Origin of the sequence: Odoribacter sp. N15.MGS-14, assembly GCF_000980245.1 — a bacterium.
GTDB classification, from domain to species: domain Bacteria; phylum Bacteroidota; class Bacteroidia; order Bacteroidales; family Marinifilaceae; genus Odoribacter; species Odoribacter splanchnicus.
The window spans coordinates 1-25,023 of sequence record NZ_LARE01000046.1 but is presented as its reverse complement, the minus strand read 5'-3'; the positions used below and the strand labels follow the sequence as shown (position 1 = coordinate 25,023).

Annotated in this window: 24 protein-coding genes; 12 read left to right on the top strand and 12 right to left on the bottom strand. The window is 42.6% G+C overall.

Going from position 1 to position 25,023, the window contains the following annotated elements; translation table 11 throughout:
- The 4 genes from WS34_RS10280 to WS34_RS10265 all read right to left on the bottom strand — a co-directional run.
- A partial coding sequence (locus WS34_RS10280) for an STN domain-containing protein (RefSeq protein ID WP_286693713.1) occupies window positions 1–925 on the bottom strand: 925 nt, incomplete at its 3' end.
- A 143-nt stretch (window positions 926–1,068) separates the two neighbouring features.
- A complete protein-coding gene (locus tag WS34_RS10275) occupies window positions 1,069–2,235 on the bottom strand; it encodes a FecR family protein (RefSeq protein WP_046404641.1) in 1,167 nt (388 codons plus the stop codon).
- A gap of 475 nt (window positions 2,236–2,710) precedes the next feature.
- The gene (locus WS34_RS10270) at window positions 2,711–3,415 is read right to left on the bottom strand and encodes an RNA polymerase sigma-70 factor (protein WP_286693712.1); all 705 of its coding nucleotides are present in this window, start codon (window positions 3,413–3,415) and stop codon (window positions 2,711–2,713) included.
- 779 nt (window positions 3,416–4,194) lie between these two features.
- Window positions 4,195–4,698, bottom strand: a complete 504-nt coding sequence (locus WS34_RS10265; RefSeq protein ID WP_046404649.1) for a methylated-DNA--[protein]-cysteine S-methyltransferase — start codon at window positions 4,696–4,698, stop codon at window positions 4,195–4,197.
- 655 nt (window positions 4,699–5,353) lie between these two features.
- Here WS34_RS10265 and WS34_RS10260 point away from each other — a divergent pair.
- A complete protein-coding gene (locus WS34_RS10260) occupies window positions 5,354–6,757 on the top strand; it encodes an alanine/glycine:cation symporter family protein (protein ID WP_046403342.1) in 1,404 nt (467 codons plus the stop codon).
- 127 nt (window positions 6,758–6,884) lie between these two features.
- A complete protein-coding gene (locus WS34_RS10255; protein WP_013611955.1) occupies window positions 6,885–7,262 on the top strand; it encodes a RidA family protein in 378 nt (125 codons plus the stop codon).
- 70 nt (window positions 7,263–7,332) lie between these two features.
- Here WS34_RS10255 and WS34_RS10250 read toward each other — a convergent pair whose 3' ends face one another.
- Together WS34_RS10250 and WS34_RS10245 are read right to left on the bottom strand one after the other, a co-directional pair.
- A complete protein-coding gene (locus tag WS34_RS10250) occupies window positions 7,333–7,737 on the bottom strand; it encodes an HsmA family protein (protein ID WP_013611956.1) in 405 nt (134 codons plus the stop codon).
- A gap of 62 nt (window positions 7,738–7,799) precedes the next feature.
- On the bottom strand, window positions 7,800–8,198 hold the full coding sequence (locus WS34_RS10245; RefSeq protein ID WP_046403339.1) for a hypothetical protein: 399 nt from the start codon (window positions 8,196–8,198) through the stop codon (window positions 7,800–7,802).
- 219 nt (window positions 8,199–8,417) lie between these two features.
- On the opposite strand from WS34_RS10245, the gene rbr reads away from it, so the two are divergent.
- The 7 genes from rbr (at window position 8,418) to WS34_RS10210 (ending at window position 15,433) form a co-directional block, all read left to right on the top strand.
- Window positions 8,418–8,990 carry a rubrerythrin gene (rbr, locus tag WS34_RS10240; RefSeq protein ID WP_013611958.1) on the top strand — a complete coding sequence of 191 codons (573 nt, stop codon included), beginning with the start codon at window positions 8,418–8,420 and terminating at the stop codon, window positions 8,988–8,990.
- 173 nt (window positions 8,991–9,163) lie between these two features.
- Entirely contained in the window at window positions 9,164–10,582 is a 1,419-nt protein-coding gene (locus WS34_RS10235; RefSeq protein ID WP_022159528.1) for an MFS transporter, read from the top strand.
- A 92-nt stretch (window positions 10,583–10,674) separates the two neighbouring features.
- Window positions 10,675–11,622 (top strand): NAD(P)H-dependent flavin oxidoreductase, encoded by a 948-nt coding sequence (locus tag WS34_RS10230; RefSeq protein ID WP_046403378.1) that lies wholly within the window; start codon window positions 10,675–10,677, stop codon window positions 11,620–11,622.
- Between the two features lie 30 nt (window positions 11,623–11,652).
- Window positions 11,653–12,891, top strand: a complete 1,239-nt coding sequence (locus WS34_RS10225) for a M16 family metallopeptidase (protein WP_046404637.1) — start codon at window positions 11,653–11,655, stop codon at window positions 12,889–12,891.
- A gap of 40 nt (window positions 12,892–12,931) precedes the next feature.
- Entirely contained in the window at window positions 12,932–14,212 is a 1,281-nt protein-coding gene (locus tag WS34_RS10220; RefSeq protein WP_013611962.1) for a M16 family metallopeptidase, read from the top strand.
- Window positions 14,213–14,314: 102 nt separating this feature from the next.
- Window positions 14,315–14,842 carry a DUF4251 domain-containing protein gene (locus tag WS34_RS10215; RefSeq protein ID WP_022159525.1) on the top strand — a complete coding sequence of 176 codons (528 nt, stop codon included), beginning with the start codon at window positions 14,315–14,317 and terminating at the stop codon, window positions 14,840–14,842.
- 69 nt (window positions 14,843–14,911) lie between these two features.
- The gene (locus WS34_RS10210; RefSeq protein WP_046404634.1) at window positions 14,912–15,433 is read left to right on the top strand and encodes a DUF4251 domain-containing protein; all 522 of its coding nucleotides are present in this window, start codon (window positions 14,912–14,914) and stop codon (window positions 15,431–15,433) included.
- Window positions 15,434–15,747: 314 nt separating this feature from the next.
- Here WS34_RS10210 and WS34_RS10205 read toward each other — a convergent pair whose 3' ends face one another.
- Window positions 15,748–16,353, bottom strand: a complete 606-nt coding sequence (locus tag WS34_RS10205; RefSeq protein WP_022159727.1) for an NAD(P)H-dependent oxidoreductase — start codon at window positions 16,351–16,353, stop codon at window positions 15,748–15,750.
- Window positions 16,354–16,646: 293 nt separating this feature from the next.
- Here WS34_RS10205 and WS34_RS10200 point away from each other — a divergent pair, with 293 nt between their 5' ends.
- Window positions 16,647–17,546, top strand: a complete 900-nt coding sequence (locus tag WS34_RS10200; RefSeq protein ID WP_013611966.1) for a DUF2156 domain-containing protein — start codon at window positions 16,647–16,649, stop codon at window positions 17,544–17,546.
- 19 nt (window positions 17,547–17,565) lie between these two features.
- Window positions 17,566–18,636, top strand: coding sequence for a GNAT family N-acetyltransferase (locus tag WS34_RS10195; RefSeq protein WP_046404632.1), 1,071 nt, complete (start codon window positions 17,566–17,568; stop codon window positions 18,634–18,636).
- A gap of 2 nt (window positions 18,637–18,638) precedes the next feature.
- Here the strand turns inward: WS34_RS10195 and WS34_RS10190 are convergent, their stop codons facing one another.
- Together WS34_RS10190 and WS34_RS10185 are read right to left on the bottom strand one after the other, a co-directional pair.
- Window positions 18,639–19,739, bottom strand: coding sequence for an energy transducer TonB (locus tag WS34_RS10190; protein ID WP_046404630.1), 1,101 nt, complete (start codon window positions 19,737–19,739; stop codon window positions 18,639–18,641).
- The gene (locus WS34_RS10185) at window positions 19,732–20,304 is read right to left on the bottom strand and encodes an RNA polymerase sigma factor (RefSeq protein ID WP_013611969.1); all 573 of its coding nucleotides are present in this window, start codon (window positions 20,302–20,304) and stop codon (window positions 19,732–19,734) included. Before WS34_RS10185 ends, WS34_RS10190 begins: the two co-directional genes overlap by 8 nt.
- A gap of 401 nt (window positions 20,305–20,705) precedes the next feature.
- On the opposite strand from WS34_RS10185, the gene WS34_RS10175 reads away from it, so the two are divergent.
- Entirely contained in the window at window positions 20,706–20,963 is a 258-nt protein-coding gene (locus tag WS34_RS10175) for a hypothetical protein (protein ID WP_013611971.1), read from the top strand.
- A gap of 731 nt (window positions 20,964–21,694) precedes the next feature.
- Here the strand turns inward: WS34_RS10175 and WS34_RS10170 are convergent.
- The 3 genes from WS34_RS10170 to WS34_RS10160 all read right to left on the bottom strand — a co-directional run.
- Entirely contained in the window at window positions 21,695–23,035 is a 1,341-nt protein-coding gene (locus WS34_RS10170; protein WP_286693711.1) for an alpha/beta hydrolase family protein, read from the bottom strand.
- Window positions 23,036–23,247: 212 nt separating this feature from the next.
- Window positions 23,248–23,817 (bottom strand): RNA polymerase sigma factor, encoded by a 570-nt coding sequence (locus WS34_RS10165; protein ID WP_022159734.1) that lies wholly within the window; start codon window positions 23,815–23,817, stop codon window positions 23,248–23,250.
- Between the two features lie 408 nt (window positions 23,818–24,225).
- The coding region (locus WS34_RS10160) for a TlpA family protein disulfide reductase (protein ID WP_286693710.1) at window positions 24,226–25,023 on the bottom strand (798 nt) is incomplete at its 5' end.

Genomic DNA, 25,023 nt, shown 5'->3' with positions numbered 1-25,023 from the left:
CGGTAGCATCTTTCAGGATGGAGATACTTTTAATATTTTCAGGGGGAATATTCCCGATACCGTTAGTCAGTAAGTTGTTGATACCACCGGAAACCTCACCTGTCTGTAAAGGCATTCCGTCCAATACATAAAGAGGCTCGGTACTTCCGGTCATCGTATTGATCCCCCGGATTTGAATTTTACCTGTCTCGCCGGGACGTCCCGAGGTACTCCGGATATAAACACCGGCCAATTTTCCTGCCAACGCTTTATCTACGGTAGTCACTCCAGCTGTTTCGAGATCGCGTGCAGTAGCGGTACTCACCGATCCGACCATGACCGCCTTTTCGCGTCTTTGAAAACCGGTGACAATGACTTCGCTCATCTCCGCGATCAATGGTTCCAGCATAACCACCATTTCCGTCCGTTTGCTCACATCGATCTCTACATTTTTATATCCGATAAACGACACTTCCAACAGGGAGGTACCGTCGGTTACACTCAACTTAAATTTACCGTCGATATCGGCAGCAGTTCCCACTGTCGTCCCCTTGATTTTTACTGTAGCTCCGGGTAAAGGTTCTCCTGTATTCTTATCCAAAATCTTACCAGAGACAACCCGTACTGTCTGTTGGGGTAGCTGTACCGTTTTTTTGTGAATGACAATATGATTATCCACAAAACTATATTCCACCCCTTTCCCTTTCAGACAAAAATCCAGAATCTTTCCGATCTCTTCATTCGTAAAATTCACATTCACCGTTCCCAGATGATCCACGTCACCGGCATTATAAACAAAAGCCACATCCGATTTTTTCTCGATCTCTGTAAACAGTTGTTTGATACTGGCATTTTCCAGTTTCAAACTCAAACGAGTGTGCTGGGAATAAACATTCGCCTGTATCTGCAGGCAAAACAACATTAAGACAACCGAGATTTTCATCATACGCAAAACTTTTTTTGCTTTCTCTCTCGGATAAGACCTACCCTTAAGACTTTTTTTCATACATTTGTTGTTTAAATTAGTAATTGATCTATCAATTATTATCAGGAGGAACAGCTCACAACCAATGGATGCTCCTCCTGTTTTTATTTTTCATATACAATGACCTCCTTCCCTTGTGTAGTAAAACCCAATTTTCCAGTTTCTGTCAAGATCCTGAATATCCGGTCGACACGATCGAACTTCTTCAATTTAGCTGTCAACACCAGGTCTTTCAACTCATTATTCCGGTAAGAAAAAGTGAAGTCATACCAACGGGCCAACTCGTTTAGTATGTCATCCAATTTTTTATCCTGATATACAAAGAAACCATCCTTCCAAGCCACAAAATGAATCGGTTCCACTTCCCGGACAGTAATCCCGCCTTTTTCCAACACCGCTTGTTGTCCCGGTCGTAACCGACATTCGGAAATATTCGAGTTGTCCGTTACCGACACCGATCCTTTCACCAAAGTAGTCGCGATAGCTTCATTTTCATAATTCCGAACATTGAATTCTGTTCCCAATACGGTAATTTCTGCCTGATCCAAACATACGATAAAGGGTTTGGTTACCTGTTTGGTTACCGCAAAATAAGCTTCTCCCTTCAAGTACACTTTTCGTTCTGTCCCGGAAAATTGCACCGGATACCTCAATTCCGACTCCGCATTCACCCACACCTTGGTACCGTCTGCCAGTACTACAGCATATTCTCCTCCCCGGGGGGTAATCAGCCGATTGTACTCTTCTTCCCCCTCTCCATTTTTTTGTCTATCATATACTAGTGTATTCCCTTCTTTTTTCACTGTCGTATTTCCAGCCAACAAGGTCTCTTCCGCTTCATCTCCCAACACCACTTTTTCATCGGAGCCCAACACCAGAATGGCTTTTTTCCCTCCGGGCTCGATATTTCCTTCCACAACATACGCCCGATTTTTGTCCTGATCACGACGCATAAAAACATAACCGACAGCAATCATCAATACCACCAAAGCAGCATATCCGGCTATCCGGGTCCATAAAAACAAGTGTTTGACCGGCATTCGGTGAAACAAACGACGTTCTACTTTCTTCCAAGCCTCCTCGGTCTGGTAACGCTGTACACATCCGGCTTGTATCCAATCTTGTCTGTATGCATGAAATAGAAGAAAATGCTGCTCTGATTCTTCCAGCCATTTTTGCAGGACCAACAACTCCTCTTCAGAAGCTGTACCTTCCAGAGAACTGATGATCAAGTGTTGTATATCGGTTTCGTTATCTTTAAAATTGTCCATAAATACTGAAATTTGTATCTAAGACAACTCTATTTTTAAAACTACTTACAGATTTTTGAAAAAATATGACTTTTTCAGTTAAAACAGTGACAACGGTCAGGCTTACCCCCTTCATCTCACGGCAGAGCTAACCGACAAAGAAAATACAAGTGGAAATTTGCAGCAATAGAAAGCCGGACTATCCGGATTATTTCCAGGAAGAATGATCTTTCTCAAATCAAGACTAGTCTGCAATTCAGTGATAACGTCAGTCGGAGGTGTTCGTGTTCGGGGACCATTGGAGCTTTGGCGAGTGTCATCTTGCTTTTTCTGAACGCCCGACCGGTGGTGTCTGAGCGAAGCGAGTTCCGCCGGTCAGTGAAAGAAAGAGCCAGACGACCGACAGAAGCGACCGGGTCTCCGAACACGAACACCGAAGACGAATAAGTAACGACAGAATAATTCTACGATAAGTTTACGAACTTTATCCCCTGGTCTAAACCCTTTCTCCTCTAAGAAGGAACAACCAAAATATTGCGCTACCTCTCAAATGGGCTAATTCTTCCCGCAGACGTTTCATAGCCCGGTAAAGCTGAGCTTCCACCGTACGTACAGAGATTCCTAATTCAACCGCGATTTCCTGGCTTTTTTTACCGGAGAACCGGCTGAGAAGAAATATTTGACGACATTGGAAAGGCAAACCATCGATTGCCCGATTTATTTCTTTAAACACGATTTCCTGATTTTCTTTATCTATAAAATACTCTATGTTGTTTTCATCTTTAGAACCCTGTTTTTGAATAAATTCCCAGAAAGCCAATTTTACTTTTTCATGTTTTAACGAATTGAGAGCAGCGTGATAGACAGAGCGATACAAATAAGCCTTCATCGATTCCCGGATATCGATCTCTTCCCTTTTTTCCCACAGCATACAAAATAAATTCTGTACAAGGTCCTCCGCCATATCCCGATCCCTGACAATAGATTCGGCATAAAGACACAAACGCACATACCACATCCGGAACAATTGTCCAAACGCTTTCTTATCTCCCCTGACAATTGCCTTTATCAAAACCTCTGTATGTTCATTTACCTCCATGGATTCCAGAAAAACGTTCGATTCTTTTTGCGGGAATCCACAAAAAGAATAATTGACAGATGACAATTGATTATTGACAATTATTGGAAGCTTCACTTCCACGAAAAAATAGATTAATAAAGAAAAGCAAAAAGAAAAATTAAACGTATATCCATTGATTTATAATTCAATAGAATAAAATTAAGGCAGTGGTTCATCCTTGTCGGTTGTCAATTATTCCTTGTCAATTGGCCAAGTGCCCGCAGGGTCCAAGGACTTTATAAAATATATGAACTTTATAAACTTTCGACTAAATTAATCGAACCTTTATCTGGTGACAAAGAAAAAAATTTAATTCAAGTAATCCTACAATTTACGACGGATTATTTCGAAAAATTCTTCTAAGCGTCTCTTCAGACAATACTCCATATCGTTACAAGAATCCTCTGGACAAGTATTCAAAACGATTACATCTTGTATATATAGAAAGGCAATTATATATATTTACACTTATAGAGGTAGGTCTATTCCGTTACTAGTTCGTCTGCGGTAATCGGAATTGGCGACCCGATCACTTCTGTCGGTAGTCTGTCTTTTTCTTTCACTGACCGGTGGTGTCTGACGGAAACGTAACGTAAAGTTTTTTTGCGAAGTGAGGAGTTCCGCCGGCCAGTGAGTTCTTCTCTTGCTCGGAAAAACAAAAGATTTTGTTTTTCCGAGCAAGAGAAGAACCGATGAAATCAACGGAAGCCTTACCGGACTGTTCCAGGCGAACCGGTCTGACGATATAAAACCCGGAAGCGGAATAGAAAGAAAAAATAAATCTACATTTAGGGTAAACATGTATATAAACACCTATTCTTTTGCAGATTCCCGTAAAAAATCGAAAGATCTCCCGTCGTTTAAGAACATTCCAACTCCAACAATCCTTTTTTAGCATCAAGACCACCCCCATAGCCTGTCAATTTACGGTTACTACCGATCACCCGATGGCAAGGTACGAATATTGAAATAGGATTAGTAGCATTTGCCGATGCGACAGCACGTACCGCCTTCGGATGATGGATACGACGAGCAAGTTCGCTGTAAGAAATAGTTGTACCATAGGGTATTTTCATCAGTTCTTCCCATACGGTACATTGAAATTCCGACCCAGTAAAGACGAGCGGAATGTCGAACGTTTTACGATGTCCTGCAAAATATTCATCAAGTTCTCCCATCGCCCGTTCGATAACATCGGAAGTTCCCTCTTCATACACTGCATTCAGATGTCGTTGTATGCGTCGGTCTATTGTATGACGACGTTTCTCTACCGCCCAATCGCAAATACAGAGCTTGTCATCGTAAGAACCGACAAACATCTCGCCCACAGGGGACTGATAGCGTGTAATTTTTATAATTTCCATATTATTCTTTTTATCGTAATATTTTTCTTTCATACCTAATCCTGCACGGTCTACCTCCGACTTACCAGTTTTTTAACATATCGTTAAATATACTGTTCTTTACTATCGTTTGTATCCTATGGTTCTTCCCCGATTATTATCGCTATTTTCCGGGCATTCTTCAAATCACCGGCAATAATATGTTTCAATAGTTTTTCATGCGAGGCTTATGAATTTATGAAACAATCCGTACTGTCATAAATACGCTTGAATTCCGAAAACAAATGGATCGAAACAGAACGATAAATGTCCGCCAAAGATTTTTTTGTATAATCATACACCTGCTTTATTAATCATACCATCAGATGATTTGTAAAAGTATATATTTTCATAAAAAGAATAAAAAAATAAATGATAAAATCTTTGACTATCGGCATCTAGCAAATTATTTTGTGATTCATACTCGTTTTCCGAGCATAAAATACTGAAAAGAGAATCTCGATCATTAGTAATTACTGAAAATCAAACAACTCCTAAATCATTATTTTTCAAAAACATTGCTAAAAATTTATTCTTCAACAAACTATATCGAATCGTTTAAAATATAAAATAACAAGACATTTTTTCAATCATTCCGTAGAAACACCAGAAAGAAAGAGGTCAAAACTAAAGAGCTATGTTAGAAACATTGAATAACTGGATTATTTCTGCGAACGATTGGATTTGGACATACCTATTAATTATCCTTCTGATTCTGATCGGTTTATATTTTACGTTTAAAAGCCGTTTTGTACAATTCCGCTATTTCGGAGAAATGTTCAGGTTATTAGGCCAGGGAGTCAGTAACGGCAAAGGTAAAAATTCCGTTTCTTCGTTCCAGGCTTTCTGTATAGCGACCGCCTCCCGGGTAGGAACGGGTAATTTAGCCGGAGTAGCGACTGCCGTTGCTTTAGGAGGTTCCGGGGCTGTTTTCTGGATGTGGGTACTGGCCCTGATCGGTTCTGCCTCGGCTTTCGTCGAGTCGACTTTAGCTCAAATTTATAAAGAAAAAGGTGAACGCTCATTCATCGGAGGCCCCGCCTTCTATATCGGAAAAGGACTAAAAAAGAAAGGCCTGGCCCTGCTTTTCGCCTTCATTATTATCATCACTTTCGGCTTGGTCTTCAATTCCGTCCAAGCCAATACCATCGCAATCGCTTTTCACGAGATATACGGAACCGGCCAATTAGGTCCGGCCATCATCCTGACCTTTTTCACGCTAATCACTATTTTCGGAGGGATACACCGGATAGCACGGGTAGCGGGTATCATCGTTCCGTTTATGGCGATTGCCTATATTTTAGTGGCCTTATTCATTTTATTCAATCATATGACCGCTATCCCGGCCCTGATCGGCCATATTTTCTCTAATGCTTTCGGAATAGAGCAAGTTGTCGGTGGAGGACTCGGGGCAACGATCATGCAAGGAGTAAGGCGAGGCTTATTTTCCAACGAAGCGGGGATGGGTTCCGCTCCCAATGCTGCAGCCACAGCAACCGTTTCCCATCCGGTAAAACAGGGGCTGATACAAGCCCTGAGTGTATTCACCGACACCATTGTCATTTGTAGTTGCACCGCTTTTATCATCTTACTTTCGGACCTTCCTCTCGATGGAACCTTGAAAGGCATTCAACTGACCCAGGCCGCCGTCGGCCATGAAATCGGTCCCTTCGGAGCTCAGTTTATCGCTTTCTGTATTCTTTTATTCGCCTTCAGTTCGATTGTCGGCAATTATTCCTACTGTGAAACCAATTTGTTCTTTATATCACGGCATCCGGCCGGTCTGCAAATCTACCGGATAGCCGTCGGAGGAATGGTGTTTTTCGGTTCGGTAGCCGGTTTGGACATCGTCTGGAATCTGGCAGACCTATTTATGGCCCTCATGACCCTGATCAACCTGATCGCCCTCATCTTTCTTGGTCATTTAGCTTTAAAAGCCCTAAAAAACTACAACGATCAAAAACGCCGGGGTATCAAAAGCCCGGTATTCAAAGCCAGCGATATCCCGGAAATAGAAGACCAACTTTCTGAATGGAAGTAGTGCTGAGCGTGAATCTTATTTTATTGTTAAAATAGCGCATTCTTCTTATAACGATTCCGAATATCTGATTTCATTTTTTAATTTTGTGACAACATTTATAAAAGTCAAATTCTTAAAATAGAGCATCATGAAAAAAGTTATTAATTCACCGAAAGCACCGAAAGCGATCGGTCCTTACAGCCAAGCTATTGAAGTAAACGGAATGATCTATATCAGCGGTCAGCTGCCCGTAGACGTAAATACCGGTAAATTCGCCGAAGGCGGTATCCAGGAACAAACCGAACAATCTTTAAAAAACATCGGTTATATTCTCGAAGCTGCCGGTTGTACTTATGATAATGTAGTAAAAACTACCTGTTTGCTAAGCGACATCGCTAATTTCAAAGCCATGAACGAAGTCTACGCAAAATATTTCACCCAGGATTGCCCGGCTCGTGCTGCTTTTGCCGTAAAAGATCTGCCTATGGGAGCTTTGGTTGAAATCGAAGTCGTAGCTGCCAAATAAGTAGCATACGACATTCCGGTTGATCAGCGTTCTTTCTTCCTAATCAAGTTTGAAGGACCGCTGATCATTTTTATATCTTCGCCGTCATTCCCAGATAAACCCCGATAAAATAAGGAATCAGCCATACCCACCAAACAATGACACTGAAACGGCTGAAATTGCGTTTCGCCCGGGCGGAACCTTTCCGAAATGTCCAGAAAGCCCACAACGCATGAATCGCCATTAGAAACACGGCAATACTACCTAAAACAGCATGTAAACGGTTGTCCTGACCGGTAAGCCGTACCAGCTCTGCCATAAAAGCAGTACCGACAAAATCACACACCAAACCTAATCCAAAAGCAGTCACGTGCCACCCTTTCAAACGCCCCTGTATACGTTCACTCCATACCCCTACGGAATAAAAGATCAAAGCCATTGAAATAATAACGATCGCAGCCAACAAAAACTCATCATCATACGTTGTCAATCCCATGTCATTTGTATTTACTTATAACAAATACGCACAAACCGACAAACATGTTTCTGACAATCCAACTAACTTTTATCCTCATAAGTCGTCAGCCATTGCTTCAATTCAGTGGTCCGGTTCATCCGGTCCATAGAAAATTCCTGACTACGGATATCGATGACCTCGTATAATTCGATGATCTTCCGATAGAGGATCGCCTGAATCCCGGCATCTGTCAGCCTCCGGGCATCCCGGTAAATCAATTCGGTCAACATTTCCAATTTATAGATCGGATCGTCTGCAAAAAAAGTCGTGATCTCTTCGGTATCGGCCTGGATAAACCAATCCCGGTCTTTGTTGAAATAAGAAGCATACATTCCGGCATAAGGCGACTCGTCGTTCATCTGGCGCTTACCGTCCCGGACATCGTCCAATTCCTCGAAGAAAGTCTTTATAACTGTGGCTATCAAATCTCTTGCTAACATAGTGGTTTCGAGTTGCTGAATTTTAGGTAAAGATATAAGCTTTCGATTAAAAACGATAGTTTTAAAGAAAAAATTTATCTGCCTGATTCTTTGCATCCAACTATTTTTTATAAATAATCTCTATAAATTTATAAAAATAAAGTATTTGTTTATTACTTTTATATGCGTTAAAATTGCAGTGTAAAAGTGCGATACTAAATCATTTTAATCAATAAGACTATGAGTATTAAAGGAACGAAAACCGAACAAAATCTGTTAAAATCATTTGCCGGAGAGTCACAGGCCCGGAGCCGTTATACTTTTTTTGCCAGTGTAGCTAAAAAAGAAGGTTATGAACAAATCGCCGGTGTTTTCATGGAAACTGCCGAGCAGGAAAAAGAGCACGCGAAGAAATTCTTCAAATACCTCGAGGGAGGAATGGTAGAAATTACCGCCAGTTATCCGGCCGGTATAATCAGTACGACAGCTGAAAATCTGAAAGCAGCCGCCGATGGAGAGAATGAAGAATGGGCAGATCTGTACCCGGAATTTGCTCAAATAGCACAGGAAGAAGGTTTCCCGCAAATCGCCAATACTTTCCGTCAGATTGCAAAGGTCGAAGCCGAACACGAAGCTCGCTACCGCAAACTACTGGAACGGGTAGAAACCGGTAAAGTTTTCGAACGGGATGAAGAGATCGAATGGCAATGCCGTAATTGCGGATACGTATTGAAAGGCAAGAAAGCTCCGATGAAATGCCCGGCATGCGAACATCCTCAGGCTTATTTCGAACCGAAAAAAAATAATTATTAAGAATTTAACAAAACAATGTAAATTATATCAACCCGGCAGCGCTATTTACCGGAAAATATCAAATTTATATCGTTTGCAAGCCAAAAAGAGTCGTTAAAAACGGCTCTTTTTTATTTATTTCTTATAACTTTGGCGGCATCGTGGGGATTATATTTTAATCTAAATAAAAAACTATGACTGAAAAAATTTACAAACTTTTGAAAGACTCTCCTGCTATGCGCTGGACAGCCTTGGTATTATTAGCCTCGGCGATGTTCTTTGCCTACATGTTCGTAGACATCTTATCACCTCTACAGGCCATGTTGCAAGAAACAAAAGGCTGGGACCCGGCAGCCTACGGGACCTATCAGGGAAGTGAAACCTTTTTGAATGTATTTGTTTTCTTCCTGATCTTTGCCGGTATTATCCTGGATAAAATCGGAGTACGTAACACCGCCTTACTATCCGGCGCCCTGATGGTAATCGGTGCTTACCTCAAATACTGGGCCGTATCCGAGGGTTTCACCGGAGGGGCTACCGATGAATATCTCAAAAATTTCTGGAATTTCTTCCCTTTCTATGAAGGCATGCCTTCTTCGGCTAAAATGGCTGCTTTAGGCTTTATGATCTTCGGTTGTGGGGTAGAAATGGCAGGTATAACCGTATCGAAAGGTATCGTCAAATGGTTTAAAGGTAAAGAAATGGCTTTGGCGATGGGACTGGAAATGGCTATCGCCCGTATCGGTGTTGCAGCAGCCGTACTGATCTCTCCGGCAATCGCCAATATGGGAGGTGTAAAAGATGTGTCCCGCTCTGTTTTATTCTGTGTCATCCTATTGCTCATCGGTTTTATTGCTTTCTGTGTCTATTTTGTCATGGACAAAAAACTGGAAAAACAAATGGGAGAAAGTGGAGAAGAACCGGAAGAACCCTTCCAAATCAAGGACCTGGGATTGATTTTTTCCAGTAAAGTATTCTGGATCGTCGCCTTACTGTGCGTGTTATATTATTCCGCGATTTTCCCATTCCAGAAATATGCCATCAATATGTTGCAATGTAATCTGGATTTTACAGCCGAAAAAGCAGGTATGATCTTTTCTGTATTTCCCTTAGGAGCGGCAGCCATTACACCGCTATTAGGTAACTTCCTGGATCGTAAAGGGAAAGGTGCTTCGATGTTAATCTACGGAGCTTTTCTGATGATTATCTGTCATCTGGCTTTTGCCCTGGCCTTACCGGCTTTAAAAGGCAGTATTGCCGGGCCGATCGTCGCTTTCACCTCTATCGTGCTGTTAGGAATTTCTTTCTCTCTGGTACCGGCTGCGTTATGGCCCAGTGTTCCCAAATTGGTAGACAACCGTCTATTGGGTTCTGCTTATGCCGTGATATTCTGGATTCAGAATATCGGTTTATTCGCTTTCCCGATGATCATCGGGAAAGTATTGGCAGCAGTAAACCCCGGTATCGAAGATCCGTTGCAATATAACTACACCGTTCCGATGCTGATTTTCGCCAGCCTCGGCGTATTCGCACTGTTCCTGGGTTTGTGGTTAAAAGCAGAGGACAAGAAAAAAGGATATGGTTTGGAATTACCCAATATCAAGAAAGATTAGAAATAAGAAATGATAAATCAGATAACGGGAATTACGATGTAGTTCCCGTTATTTTTTGTAAATTTGTTGAATAGTTGCAAAACAAGTAAATGATGAATAGAATCACTCAATTATTCGGTATCGAATATCCCATCATCCAGGGAGGAATGGTATGGTGCAGTGGCTGGCGGCTGGCTTCGGCCGTAAGTAATAACGGAGGTCTCGGTTTATTAGGCGCCGGCTCGATGCATTGCGATACGTTAACGGAGCATATCCGCAAGATGAAAGAGGCCACTGACCGCCCATGGGGGGTAAATGTGCCGTTACTTTATCCGGAAATCGATAAACTCATGGGAATATTAGCGGACGAACAGGTAAAGATCGTGTTCACTTCTGCCGGTAGCCCTAAAAAATGGACTTCTTTTTTGAAATCTCACGGTATGACGGTCGTTCACGTCGTCAGCAGCGCCTTATTCGCTCAAAAATGTGAAGAAGCCGGATGTGATGCCATAGTTGCCGAAGGCTTCGAAGCAGGAGGACATAACGGACGGGAAGAAACCAGTACGCTGACTCTGATCCCGAACGTCGCTGCTCATTGCCGCCTTCCGCTGATCGCTGCAGGGGGTATCGCTTCCGGTAAAGCAATGCTGGCCGCCATGATATTGGGAGCCGAAGGGGTACAGATCGGAAGCCGGTTCGCCGTAGCTACCGAATCGTCCGCTCATCCGAATTTCAAACAGCAGGTGTGGAAAACTCCTGAAGGAGGGACGATGCTGGCCCTGAAAAAAATAGCCCCAACCCGATTGATTAAAAATGAATTTTACGAACAAGTCAAAACACTGGAAGACCAAGGAGCAGACTCCGATACCCTGAAAGAGCTGCTGGGCAAAGGAAGAGCTAAACAAGGGATCTTCGAAGGCAATCTGGCAGAAGGCGAACTCGAAATAGGACAAATCGCTTCGATGCTCAAGGGCGAAGAAAGTGTAGCCGAGATCATGCAGGACTTGCTCCGGGATTATAACCAAAGTATAAACCGATGCAGCAATTCAGTCTCCTTCTGACTTCCGGCAAAATAAAAATAATGATATACTATGATCCAATTTTCCCGTCATATTCTCGATAATGGCCTGACAGTTATTTGCCATACCGACAAAAGTACCCCTTTCGTCTCGGTAAACGTACTTTATAAGGTCGGTTCACGCAATGAACAAGCGGACAAAACCGGTTTCGCCCATTTATTCGAACACCTGATGTTCGGCGGTTCCACTCATATCGAAGACTATGACAAACATGTGCAGCTGGCCGGAGGAGAAAGCAATGCCTACACGACCAATGACCTGACCAACTATTACATCACCATACCTGCCTCGAATATCGAGACAGCTCTTTGGCTGGAATCCGACCGTATGGCAGGTTTGAACCTTTCGCCATCTTCCCTGGATATACAAAAACATGTCGTTATCGAAGAATTCAAACAACGCTATCTGAATAATCCTTACGGAGACCTATGGCTGAAGCTGCGTCCCCTGGCTTACAAAGTGCACCCTTATCGATGGGCTACGATCGGAGTATCGCCGGAACATATAGAAAGGGCAACCCTGGAAGATGTCGGGGCTTTTTTCCGGCAATTCTATGCACCCGACAACGCAATCATCAGCATCTGCGGTAATATCGCAGAAGACAAGGCTTTAGAGTTGGTAAAAAAATGGTTCGGCGACATTCCACCAACCCACGGACCGGTTAGTCACATCCCTGCCGAACCCCGGCAAACAGAGGAACGCCGTTCGATCGTCCCGGATAACAATGTGCCGGCAGACGCTATTTATAAGGTATTTCACATGGGTGGACGGGATAGCGACGATTTTTATGCCTGTGATATCATCTCCGACATTTTATCCAACGGGCAATCTTCACGTCTCTACGTCAACCTGATCAAAAACCAACGTTTATTTTCCGGTATAGACGCCTATGTCTCGGGCGACCGGGATCCGGGATTATTCATTTTCAGTGGTAAACTATCCGAAGGTATCGACATCCGTCAGGCAGAAGCGGCAATAGACCAGGAAATCGAGCATTTTATAAAGGATGAAATTACCGTTCGGGAGGTGGAAAAAATCATCCATAAAACCGAAGCCCGCATCTCTTATAGTGAAATCAGCTATCAAAGTAAAGCCAGCAATCTAGCCTTTTTCGAGTTTCTAGGAGACGTCGACCTGATCAATACAGAAGGTAAACGTTATAACGATATTACGGTCGACAAAATCAAAACTACTGCCAGAGAACTATTCCGAAAAGAAAATTGTTCTACCCTTTGGTATCTGAAAAAATAACTGTTTTCACGACAGAAAAAGATAATCTAAAACCAAGCCTATGATGCCCAACCGAAATATAGCCCCAAGAATAACTCCGCTATCCACTCCGAGTCTCCTGCCCTACCAATGCCTGATATTGGCCAACGGAACAGAAATCTTTTACCTGAACGATCCATTACAGGAAGTTTTTAAAATCGACGTTGTCTTCGAGGCCGGAATCTATTATCAATCCCAACCCCTGGTTGCCTCGACTACAGTCAATATGCTGAACGAAGGCACATTGCACCATTCAGCAGAAGCAATCGCCGACCAGTTCGACTATTACGGAGCCTATGTGGATTTCAGTTGTGGCCTGAATAAAACCGAAGTAAGCCTGCTTTCCCTGAATAAATATGCCACAGAAACATTGACCATGCTGGCAGAAATCATTACAGAAAGTAATATTCCAGACAAAGAACTCGAGATATACCTGACGAATAAACGCCAGGAATACTTGGTCAACCTGGAAAAAACCAGCTATCTGGCCAAACAAAAATTTTCCGCCCTGATCTTCGGGGAAGATCATCCCTATGCCAACCGGATCGAGGAAAGTGATTATCAACGAATCACCGTTTCCCTCATCCGCGATTTTTATCACCGGTATTATCAAGCCGGACAATTCCGGATTTTTATTTGTGGTCATGTAAACGAAGGACTGTTAAATACGGTAACCCGTTTATTCGGAAATCTTCCCATTCCGTCCCCCGGGAATATTTCAAAAAAACTACCGTTTCATGCAGCTCAACCAGGCCGTTATCATGTATCCAAAGAAAACTGTGTCCAATCCAGCATCCGCATCGGTAAATCCAGTGTACGGCTGACAGACGACGATTATGCCGGTTATATGCTTTTGAACACAATTTTGGGTGGTTATTTCGGATCACGCCTGATGTCGAATATCCGGGAAGAAAAAGGATATACTTACGGGATCGGCTCTTTCAATGTCTCTCTGCCCCAAAGAAGTTATTGGAGTATCACCACCGAAGTCAATAACGAATATACAGAAGCAACGATCGAGGAAATCTTTAAAGAAATACACAAACTCCGGACAGAAACAGTGCCTGCCGAAGAACTGAATCTGGTGAAAAATTATTTATACGGCGATTTACTCCGTGAATTAGACGGGGTATTCGCTCAAAGCGATTCCTTAAAACATAAACTGAATTACGGTTTGGACAATAGCTTTTATATCGGGATCATTGAAAAAATCAGACAATGCACCCCCGAAGCGATACTGGAATTGGCCGACAAATATTGGAACCCTGAAGAGATGTATATCGTCACTGCCGGACAACCTTAACCTACCCGGTAAGGGACAGGAGATCGGCCGGAAGATGGAAATACATGATTCGTTTGGTATAGTTTTTGTTTTCTAACTATCAAACAACTAAATAATAAGACCATGAAAAAACTTATTTTTATTTCGTTATTATTCTCTATTCTGTCCCTCTCTGTTTCCGCACAGAAACCCACCAAGGCAGAAAAAGCAGCGCAACTGGAACAAGAATTTCAGCAGACCCGGCAATTGATTGAAAGCAATCATTTCCAATTCGAACTCAACCGGGTATATCCCCAGGGTGGCCAAGATCTCAGCCGTTTCAATCCCAGAGGTAAGTTCGTTATTACCGACTCGGTCGCTAAAGGTACCCTTCCCTTTTTCGGCCGGGCTTATTCCCTTCCCTACGGTGAAGGCGGAGGCATTGAATTCGACGGGGTGATGAAGGACCAATCCCTGAAAATCGAACACAAAAAGAAAAGAAAAATCCTGATTTACCGTTTTTCTATCACCGCCAAAAACGATACATACCAGATTTCCATGGAAATTTCAGGAGGTGGGAATTGCTCGGTAAACCTGAACAGCAACAATCGGGCACAAATTTCCTATTCCGGGACCGTCAGTCCGGTTAAAGACGAAACAGGAAAGTCGTAAAAATCGTTCCCCGGACAGTGCAACCCGATATCGGAATTACCGTACAACTGAGAAATAAATCTTTATGGTATGGTAAAATTCTTTTTCACCGGTTTGCTCTTCTGGGGTATCTTTCTCTCCCCGACAGCCCAAAACAACCAACGAATCACCAATTTCGGCATTATAAAAGAAAAAGTCGACAGCAATCGGTTCAAAATGCAATATACGATTGCAACAACTCATCACACTTTTTATCTACAACCAACCACTCCCTACAGTGACCAAAATATTCGGATCGCTCAAGACAGTGCATTCGTAATTATCCGCGACAGCATCGCTGCCGGATATCTACCGTATTTCGGAAGCGGCTATTCTATCCCCCAAACCGGAAACAGAGGAATCATTTTCAGTAATACGATGCAGGATTTGACCCGACAAACACGCGGAAAAGGAAGACGCCAGAGTATTTTCTATCAATTCAGCGTCGTCGGAAAAAACGATACTTATAAACTCAGCATAGATATCAGACACGACGGCACTTGTTACCTCTTCATCAACAGCCTCAAACGCAGCCCAATCTCCTACACCGGACAAATCGTGGAACAGGAATAGAGTTGCTGGGGTAATAGAGTTACTGAGTTAATTGAGTTACTGAGTTGCTGAGTTGATTGAGTTATTGAGTTATTGAGTTATTGAGTTGATTGAGTTATTGAGTTATTGAGTTGATAAGTTGTTGAATTGATAAGTTGTTGAGCTTCTAATGTTATGATCTACAATTATTTAGTAGTAATCATCCTCTGTAACTTTTGTTCCCCTTTAACTCTCTAACTCAGCAACTCTATTAACTCAGCAACTCTATTAACTCAGTAACTCTATTAACTCAGCAACTCTATTAACTCAGCAACTCTATTAACTCAGCAACTCTATTAACTCAGCAACTTATCATAAATCAGCTTCAACACATTAACATGAGCTTCCCGTTCGCTTTTCGAAGAACCGTCTAAGTGTCCGAAAAAGCGATGTTCTGCAACTTCTATTCCACAAAATTCAAAAATTCCCTGATCGGAAGTTTGTTTCATCGATTGCAACATTCCAATCTTGTCATAATAATCATAAGGAAATCCCATGTTATTGAGGATAACGACCTTTTTACCTGCCAGGAGCCCCTGTAACTGCCCTTCCTCATCCATATTATAAGCAAATCCTTTGGTAAATACCCGGTCGATATATCCTTTCATCAGAGCAGGCATACCGGTCCACCAAATCGGATATATAAAAGTCAATAAATCAGCCCACTGGATATAATCCTGTTCTACTTTCACTTCTTCCGGAATTTGACCGTGTTTTACCGCATCGAAATCGGATTGCTCTAAAACCGGATGAAAACCGATATTATACAAATCCCGGACATTCATTGCATTTCCGGACATTTCTGTCAACTCCATCACCGCCTCTTTATAAGCTGCACTCAAAGATTTAGGGTTCGGATTACAATAAATAATCAAATGTTTGAGTTGTTTTTTTGCTTCCATAGTTTTCTGTATTATCACAAAACCAATAATTTCAAAGTATCTTCCTTAATTAAACGCAGACTTTCCTACCCTTGTTGCAAAACCATTTGACAAAACTCGGAAAAATAGGTTTGAAGTGTAATTAGTTTGTAAAACTCTATCCATTGCTATCGTTTTACCCATTTTCCCCGTCAATCCTTCCTGAAATTTTAAAACATTTTTATACTTGAATTCGTTTGCATATAAAAATATACAGATTAGGAGTTATTTCTACTAAAAATAAAATATTTTCGCATCATAAAACAGAATAATATATGATTGATTTTAAACCGATCGCAACAACTGATAAAGAATTACTTACCTCGTTTATACTTCCTTCGGACGAACAAGACTGTGACTTTTCCTTTGCTAATTTATGCAGTTGGCATTTCATGACGGAATCCAGTTATGCCCTTATCGAGGATCATTTAGTGATTCGTTTCGTCACTTCTGAAGGCAACCATGAATATTTCATGCCTTTGGGAGAAGGAAGTCCGATTCCGGTTATTGAAGCTTTGGAGGCGTGTGCCCTCTCTGAAAACGAACCCTTGTGTTTACGGGGAGTACAACCGAAGATACAAGATAAATTGGAGCAATACTTCCCCACTTTATTCGAATATACGAGCAACCGGGATTATTTCGATTATATTTACCGTCGTCAGGATCTGGCCGAATTAAAAGGCAAGCATTATCAGCCCAAACGGAATCATGTCAATAAATTCAGGAAAGAGTACCGATACAACTATGAGCCGCTAACCCCGGACCTTATTCCGGTATGCTTACAGTTCGAATCGGAATGGTGTATGAAACACGGCTATATCGAAAACGAAAACATCCGGAACGAACGGCGTGCTTTGACTTATGCCTTACATCATTTCGAAGAACTGGATTTGACAGGCGCTGTGATCAGTGTCGACGGCAAGATTGCAGCTTTCACTTTCGGAGCCCCTATCAGCCACAACACCTTCGGGGTGCATTATGAAAAAGCAGATATCAATATCGACGGTATTTACAGTGCGATCAACCAGGAATTTGCATCACATCTACCGGAACAATACATTTACCTGAACCGTGAAGAAGATCTGGGTATTCCCGGTCTCCGCCAGGCAAAACTCTCTTATCATCCTGTATTATTACTCGAAAAGACAAAAGCCATCAAAAGACAGGCCATTTGAAAACACTAAATCCGGAGAGATGAATAAAAAACAGCAAGTTATGGAATTATGGCGCCGGTGTTTTGAAGACACGGACGAATTCATTCGGTTTTACTTCGAACGAAAGTATAGCGACGCCAACTCACTGATTTACGAAGAAAACGGGAAAGCCCTGTCAGCCCTGCAAATGCTTCCTTATCCCATGCGTTGGGAAAATGTCACGGTTGATACATCTTATATCTCGGGAGCATGTACCCTACCCGATGTCCGCAACCGGGGCTTTATGACCCTGCTCCTCCAAAATGCTTTGCAGGAGATGTACGACCGCGGGATTGCCTTCAGCACCCTGATTCCGGCTGAAGATTGGTTATTCGGTTATTATGCAGGCCAAGGATATGTTACCGTCTTCGATTATGCCCTTCACACTTATACCCCTGCTAATCAAACTATACCCAATACTCTTTCACTCACTACTTCCGATCGTTTCGACGCAAACTTTGCCCGGAATTTATTTCCCTATTTCGACCAGGAGATGAGTAAAAGGAATTATTGTATCCAACATCCTTATAACGATTATATTACCATTGTCGAAGAAGCTTACCTGTCGGAAGGACAACTCTGGGCTACTTACCGCCAAAATGTACCGACCGGTTGGGCCTTGGCTGTACCTGAAAAGGACAGGGTTTGTGTCAAAGAATTGTTATTCGACACCGAACAGGAGAAGGCAGAACTCCTACAGAACATTCATGCCTTTTGGCCTGACAAGACCTTAGTTTACAAAACTCTCCCTGCAGTTTCAGGTAACATCAGTCTGGGTATGGCCCGTCTGACACATGCCCCACAAATGTTGCAATATTTTGCCCGGCTTCATCCGGAAGTCGCTTTCACGCTCAAGCTGAACGATCCTCAAGTACCGTCCAATAACGGAATATACACCATTGCCAGCGGGAATTGTATACACACAGACCAAATTTCCGGACCGATCGACAGTGAAACGGATATTCCGGTCCTCACCCAAGCCTTATTGGGATATCATCCTGATATCTTACCGGCTCCTTTAAACCGATTATTCCGGGAAGCAAGGCCCTATATGAACTTAATGTTGGATTAGACTTACTCTGTAACAGGAAGTTTGAACGGGATTGTCAATAAAATTTCCTTTTCTGTATTTTCCCATTTACCGGGATATTCTTCTACCAAACGAATTGCCTCACGGTTGCATGAGGGCGATAAACGTTGAATGAGTTTGATCCGGGCAGGTAAACCTTTTCGATTCAAGCGCACGGTCAATTGTATCTCGCCTTGCAGTTTTTCCAAACGGGCATCTTCGGGATAACGCAAAGAATCCGCGACATAACGGTTGAATTTTTTCATCCATCCGGCATGATCTATGACAACTTCTTGTCTGAATTTCCTCTCACCTGCTCCTCTGCTCTTCGTATGGACAATCCTTGTCCGACGCTCTTTACGGGTATTTTTTTCCAACATAAGGCTATCCAAGTATACAGATTTCGTTCCTACGGCATCGGCATCGTTTTTTTTCTTTTTATCTTTCTTTTGGGTATCTGCCTTAGGCAAAGTCACTGCATATCCGGTTATCGGCTGTTTCCGCCGAAGATCGGCCGGTTTCAGAACACAAGAGTCAAACGCTTGCCTAGCCGCTTCGTTTGTGACGGCCATTGCTACAGGCTCCGACAATACATCCGCACTTCCGGATTCATCGGATTCCGAATCCATATCCTCAACAGCTTGCACTTGTCGGTAAAATACTTGTTTTTTCTCAGCTATTTTCCCGATAATCTTCCGTACAGGCAGAGTTACAGTATCGGTCACACCTCGTTCATCCAGCTGTGCCGCCATCAATTGTAAACTATCCGGACGAATAATCGGTTCACTTTTATCCATTTCTGCCACGACAACTTCTTGTTGCCGAAGGGCACTCTTGTTCATCAAGATAACCGCAAGTCCCGCCAGCAACAGCAAAGAAGCCGCTGCCACCCAGCGATATAAACGCACAGTCTTATTCCCTTCCCTTTTCTTCATTCGTTTTTGCAACTGCTGTACGATTTTCTCATGATCCGCCTTCACAGTAGTCAATCCTTCGACAGCTTCATACAAAAAAGGATCGGACAACATCTCCCGTTCGAACCGGTTAGCTCGCTTTCCGGTTCTTTCTCCCTGAAGATATTCCCATATGTCGCTTTGTCTACTCATTGGCCTTTATTCCTTTTCGTTCGAGACACAATTGCAAATTACGTTTTCCATTCTGTATAAAGCTTTTGACCATCTTCAAAGTAAAACCCGAAGTTTGCCCGATTTCTTTATAAGACAGTTCATCCATAAAAAAATAACGAATGCAAAGCCGTTGTTTCTCAGGCAAAGCTTCCATACACTCCTGTAATGCTTTCTCCTGCCGATCGGTCTCTCTGCTGTATTCAAGATTAAAGTCATCGCAAAATTCCATAAATTTTTCGTCTAATCCGACAAAATTATTTCCACTCCGCCGTCGCAATTCCATTAAGCAATAATTGCGCACACAACTATACAACCAGGCTTTAAATACCTGTATATCGTGATGCAATACTTTTTCGAACAGCTCTTCCCAAATCTGCATCACAGCATCCTGAGCATCCGGTACATTCTTCAGATACTTCAAAGCCACGCCGTATACCAAAGGCATATAACGCTCGTACAACCCGATTAAATAGTCCGGTTTCCGAGTACGGCGATAAAAGCTCAACAACTCTGCGTCACTGTATTTATGGAGATCTTTATTCACTAGCCAATAAATGGTTTACAAAGATAAAATAAATTCATTTATATAGAGACCGAATTTTAAATTCGATTTCTCTACCCAGAAAAAGGAAACGGTTTCGTTGCTTAGCCTTCAATTCGAATCAACGACTAAAGTTTTTTAACAGGAACTGCAAATCCTCTCAACAAGAACGGAGTAAATCTCAGCAAACCGAAAATTTCTAAACAACTAAAATCCAGAATTAAATGTTTTATAAAGTCCTTGAACCCTGCGGGTGCTTTTTCAACAGTCGCTGATACGGCCGGCCGGAACCGAAGGTTCGTTAAAAAGAGACCACAGACTTTATTAAATTCCGAAAAGTCACCTAACCCTAAACCGGGTTCTAACGTTAAAACCATTGAAACGAATCAATAAATTTTAATCGTATGCAAGAAGAATACAAACCTGCCGCAATTTATTCACCGATATCTATCGGAAACTGGATTATCTCACTGATTTTGACAATGATCCCGATCGTTAATATTATCATGCTGTTTGTCTGGGCTTTCAGTAACGGTACTAATCCTACAAAAGCCAATTGGGCAAAGGCTGCATTAATACTTATTCTGGTTTGGATCATCCTGGGAATTATCTTCGGAGGATATTTTATGCGAATGTTTTACGGGAATTATCCGACATATTAAAAAGATTACAGATAGACAGACGTCAAGCCTAAACGTTTTTTTAGTTACAACGGTTACAGTAGTTAAAATCAACCTTTAGGGGACCTTTTTAACTATTGAAACCGCTGGAACTATTTAAGATGCAGACATTTATTGTTTAGAATTCCTTCATCATTACTTAGAGAACCGAAAATTCTGTTGCGATAAAATCCTTCGGATTTTCTGTTGAAAATTTTATCTTAAAGTTCGAATTGCAGAATAAAAACAGGTATTTATAAGCACAAATATGTATATAACTGCCTATTTTAGTATTTTTCACCGTATAGTCAACGAATACTGGCTTATCTTTACAAACTGCTCATTCTCTCCCCTAAGTGAGTAAAGGGCGACTTATTTTTGTAGTAGCGAATTATAAATCTTAAATTTACTGCTATAAAAACTATAATTTGCAAAATGAATCGTGCACATTTATAAAACGAAATGTGTACAATTTATTCGGTCAACTATACGACATACACACACAATTACATATGATACACACCGAACAGCAGACGAAACCCTTCCTCCGGCATTGCTTGCAGCAGTTTACAGCTCTCTTTATCTCTGTCAACACCATATTTCTTCATAATACGCCCTTCGATGAAACAACAAAGATAGCGAAATACTCACAAAAAAGCCATTCCAACGCTTTCCAACTCTTTTCGAAGCACCGGAATGACTTAACACCATTCAAACTATTCCCCCGACTTATATTATTTCAGTTGATTCAACCAGTTGACAATCTCCTGCAGCACTGCCGGAGCAATGGTCTCTTCAATATCGGAATACTCTACGGGAGAACCGGTAACGGCAGGCTGGAACATGTGGTTCAAGCCTGGGAAAACAATGGTCTTCACCTGAGTGTTACCATTCTCTGAAATCCCTTTCCTGATAAACTCCAGATTTTCCACCGGCACCTGACAATCCTTGTCTCCATTGAGTGCCAACACCGGGCATGTAATTTCCGGGAAATCCCACTCGGGATTGTATTTCAACAACTCGATCTTGGCTACATTATACAACTGCTGCGTCGTTGCGGCTGCCTGACCGGCCAAAGGAGTACCATTGAAAAGTTCGGTTAGCTTCCGTTCACAAGTGGCAGCATCTCCCGATTGCAAAACAATATCCTGCGCCTGACGCATATAGTTGTTGTATTTTTCAATAAAATCCTCTTTTACACCGGAAACCTTCAATAATGCCGCCCGCTGCATCAACAACAGTTTGCTGCCGCTTACGCCTCCGCCCGCCAAAGTGATGATAAAAGGCACCTCTTTCCGGGCAGCCATACTGAATGCCACGAAAGCGCCTTCGCTATGCCCGATGACTCCTACACTGTCGGCATTGATTTCCGGACGTTGTTTCAGGTAATTAACCGCAGCCACAGCATCCGCATCTGCATCCGGTAAACCGCTTTCCTTCAAATTGCCGCCGGACTTTCCGACACCACGGTCATCCACACGCAAGGTGGCTATCCCGTGACGGGCCAGATAATCCGCCAGAACGAAAAAAGTTTTGTGCTCTGAAAAAGTGTTATTGCGATCCTGACCGCCACTGCCGGAAATCAACACCACGGCCTTGCACCTGGCTCCACTGGCTGGCCAAGTCAATGTTCCCGCCAAGGTGACTCCATCATCCGCATTCTGAAAAGTCACCTCTTCCGAATGATAAGAAAAAGGCTCTTTCGGAGTCTGCGGACGCTTGAACACCACCGGCGTGCGGGTAAGAAGAAGCTCGAAATCATATCCTTCCCACAAAAAAGTTCCCTTCAGCGAACCGTCGGCCTGAAGCCTGAGAATACTGCGAGTCTGCGCATCCGCAATATTCACCGTCAAAACATGATCCGCCAATTCTACCGCATCCGCCCGATAGGTCTTTTCCGACAAATCTGGAATCTTCAACGTAACCTGATAGCCACCACCGGCCTTTTCGACATGATACTCCAAACGCAAGCGCATATTCTTCAAATCGGGATAACCATACCACTTACCCGTTATATCCTGTGCACCCAGCGTCAGAGAAACGAATAATAAAAACAAAAGCGAAACAATTTTCATAATATACGATATTAAAATACCAACCATATGTCTATAATACGCGCCACCCGACAAAAAGGGGGGAGTACTTTCCCTTTGACCTCACACGTTTCTCTGTTTTTCATCCGTTCTTCCTTTGGTACTCATCTAGCCACAAAGCCACGAGCTACGGAAGAGTTACAGACGAGCCTGCTTTCAAACCAAAAGGAAAGCAGGAGAAACAACAACTCATATCATGGAAAAATCAAAAATATCAGGAAAGGATTTTCAACCATACGGGCAAGTTTTTGCTTGCCGTTTTTTTTATGCTCCTTGACCGTATCTTCAGAAATCCGCAAACGACTGGCAATTTCCGAAATCTTCAATCCTTCCAATGTAAGCTGCATTACGAGACGGCACTGGGGCGGAAGCTGTTCAATCGCTGCCATCAGATTGGCATAGACATCTTCCTCTAACACTTTTTCCCAAAAACTACCCATTTCAGATGCCGTACCCAACAATTCACGCTGATACCGGTCGCGCACCTGCTGCTTTCTAAAATAACTGACACACCTGTTTTTCAAGGCACTGTAAAGGAAATATTTAACCTCATCGCCACTGATAAAACGGTGGGTAGATTCCAATAACGAAATAAACACATCCTGCACCAGATCACAGGCTATCTGATCGTCTTTTACATATCGGATAGCAATGGATTTCAAGGCTACGAAATAAACACCATATAAATGACGGAATGCCCGGTTATCCTTTTGCGCCAAGTAATGTAGAAGGAGTTCTTCGTTCGGAATACGCATAAAATTCATAAATCAATAAAACAAAGTGCTAACTCTTTTTCTCTATTGTAGAATTTCATTTCCTTATCTTTTCATATTTGATTTCATTCTTGTAAAATTTACCATCACCAAGTTTACGGTCATAAATTTCTGAATTAATAGCAAAATTACTAATAATTTCGAGAATATAATATGATTAAAATTCTGAAAATCAAAAAAGAGTGAATACTTAACATTTCAGTCTGCCTTTCTAATTTTCTGGGTAAATTCGTTTACATCAATGTATAAGGCAACGTAGTGCTCTCCCTGTGGTGTCGGGCATTTAAAAACGCTTGTAGAAAAGGCGTTTGCTAATTAAATGATACGTATGTAAAAAGGGGCAGTCCAGTTTGGGATTGCCCCTTTTTCAAGACTTTGTTTCCGATAGGGAAACAAGCATTAATTCAGGTATTCTGTAACGAAAGCACGCAATTTTTCGGCTCTGATGTTCTTGGCTAAAATGCGGTTGTTTTCGTCCAGTACAATAATCGACGGTACGGCATCGATGTTGTATTGTTTCACCACCTCGCACTTCCATCCTTTCAGCGAAGAGACATGTGTCCACTGCATACCGTCCTTCTTGATAGCCTGCACCCAGGGTACCTTACGTTCGTCCAACGACACGCTGACAATAGCAAGCCCTTTGTCCTTGAAGTCATTGTAGAGTTTCACCATGTTGGGATTCTCCATGCGGCACGGTCCGCACCAGGAAGCCCAGAAATCGATAATTTTCAGTTTTCCTTTCACGCTGTAGAGCGACACTTGTTTTCCTTCTGGAGTGGTCAGGGTGAAGTCGGGAGCGGTGGCGGCGATACTTACCTTCTCGAGGTCAGCGATGCGTTCTGCCAGAATCTTTCCGGGAGCTGTCTCTTTAGCCTTGTCCGAAAGAAGCGCGTAAATCTCCTTCAGGGGTTTCAGCTCTATGATCCGTTCCGAGCCTGCCGTTTGCAGATAGGCTGCAAACACATTATCCGCATTCTTGCGTATCAGAGCATTCATCTTCGCGAAAGCGTTCTCTTGTACCTTGTCGACTTTGTCCTGCAGCTCCTTGGTAGTCTTGAAATGCTTTTTGGCTGCCGCCTCTTCCACTTTCTTCTGCAGGGTGCGGCTTGCGGTATTGGCATCTGCCACAATCTGCTGATATTCGTTGAAGTCCTCCTGGAGTTTTCCTCCATGGATATCGCCGACACCGTCGCG